Annotated in this window: 1 pseudogene; it reads right to left on the reverse strand. The window is 36.7% G+C overall.

Annotation, left to right across the window (positions count from 1 at the left end):
- Window positions 1–9: 9 nt before the first annotated feature.
- A pseudogene (locus tag NiCM35_RS26555) lies at window positions 10–1,569 on the reverse strand (IS1182 family transposase); the annotation flags it as partial.
- Window positions 1,570–1,728: the final 159 nt, after the last annotated feature.

A 1,728-nucleotide genomic window follows, 5' to 3' on the forward strand; every position in this document is an offset into this window, starting at 1 on the left:
TTAGTTAATGGCAGTGAATTTTCTTAAATTCACTGCCATTAACGCGAGGCCCATTTCGTTTTCCACCTTCGATTTTCCTCGTACAGAAAATCGAGTGAAACGCAAATTAGCCTTCAAGAATCCAAAAACTGGTTCCACATCGGTTTTGCGTTTTCGATAGATGGCACTCGTTTTCTCTTCTGAAAGCTTCGCTCTCACATATTCTTTTTGCTGTTCCCATTTTTTGTTCACCATTAGTTTTCGATTGTTTCCTTCTTTTGCCTTGGTACATGATGAGCGGAATGGGCATCCTGAACAGTCTTCGCACTCGTAGATTTTGAAACTCCTTTGGAAACCTGTAGCGTCCGTTCGGACAGAATGATATTGAAATTCTAAACGCTTCTGATTAGGGCACATATATGTATCGGTTTCTTGATCATATTCCCAGTTATCAGGATTAAATGTATTTTGTTTGTACTTTTTCTTTTGTTCCTTCAAAAACATGTTATATGTTATCAGTGCTTCTCGGTTTCTGTTTGAGAGAATATCACTAAAGTTTTGTTCACTACCATAACCTGCATCTGCAACAATATGTTTCGGTAACTCGAAATAATGTTGCTCTATCTCATCTAAAAATGGAATTAACGTACGTGTATCTGTGGGATTTGGAAATAAACTATAAGCAAGCGCATATTGACCTTCCGTTGCGATTTGTACATTGTAACCAGCTTTCAATTGCCCGTTTTTCATATAATCATCTTTCATTCGCATAAATGTCGCATCTAGATCTGTTTTAGAATAGCTATTACGTGGTCCAAAGATTTTAAAATCCTGTTGGTACTTCCGTTTTCTCAAGACAAAATCAATCAACTGTTTACGCACTTGTTTCGGGTATTTTCGTTCACTTCGTAAGGCTTTTCGTTCAGTAACGTCTGAAGATTCTTCCATTTGTTTATCATATTCGGTCACTACTTCGTCTACTTTTTGAACCATTTGAGTGAGCTCTCCAAATGATAGCTGTTCATCACTTTCCCGTTCCATTTGGGGTATGATTTCGTTCTCAAGCAACTCATTGTACAACTGGTTTGACTTATCAATTAAACGCTGATGAAATTTCTCAATCGCTTTCTTCCAGACAAACGTAAATTTATTCGCATTCGCTTCAATCTTTGTGCCATCGATAAATATCGCTTCTTGATCGATCAGTTTTTCTTCGATCAATTGGCAGCGAAATTGGATGAAACATTGACGAATTAAATCTTTTACTTCTGGTTGAACGCGAAATCGGTTAATTGTACGATAGCTTGGTTCATACCCTTGAGCTAACCACATCATACGGATACTGTCTTTTAATAGGGCCTCCATTTTACGCCCCGAAAAGACAGATTGAGTGTAGGCACATAGAATAATTTTAAGCAACATGCGTGGATGATAAGCAGGACAACCTTCGTTTCGAAGAAATGGTTCAAACGCTTCTTGAGGAATACTTTCCACTAAATGATGGACATGGAAGGCAATATCATTATTTTGTAACTTTACTTCTAAATCTAGAGGCAAAACGATTTGATTCATGGTATAATCTTTAAACATAAGGACACTTCTTTCTGATTAGATTTGGTATGGTAACTTAATTTTATCAGAAGTTGTCCTTATTTTTTATTGTAAAAATAAGCAAAACGGTGAAATTTTACTTGTCGTAAAATTTCACCGTTTTTTTCGTCTTAGAGGTGGGTTTTGTCCCAGCCTCTT

Source organism: Niallia sp. M35 (assembly GCF_050971705.1).
GTDB classification, from domain to species: Bacteria; Bacillota; Bacilli; order Bacillales; family Cytobacillaceae; genus Niallia; species Niallia circulans_A.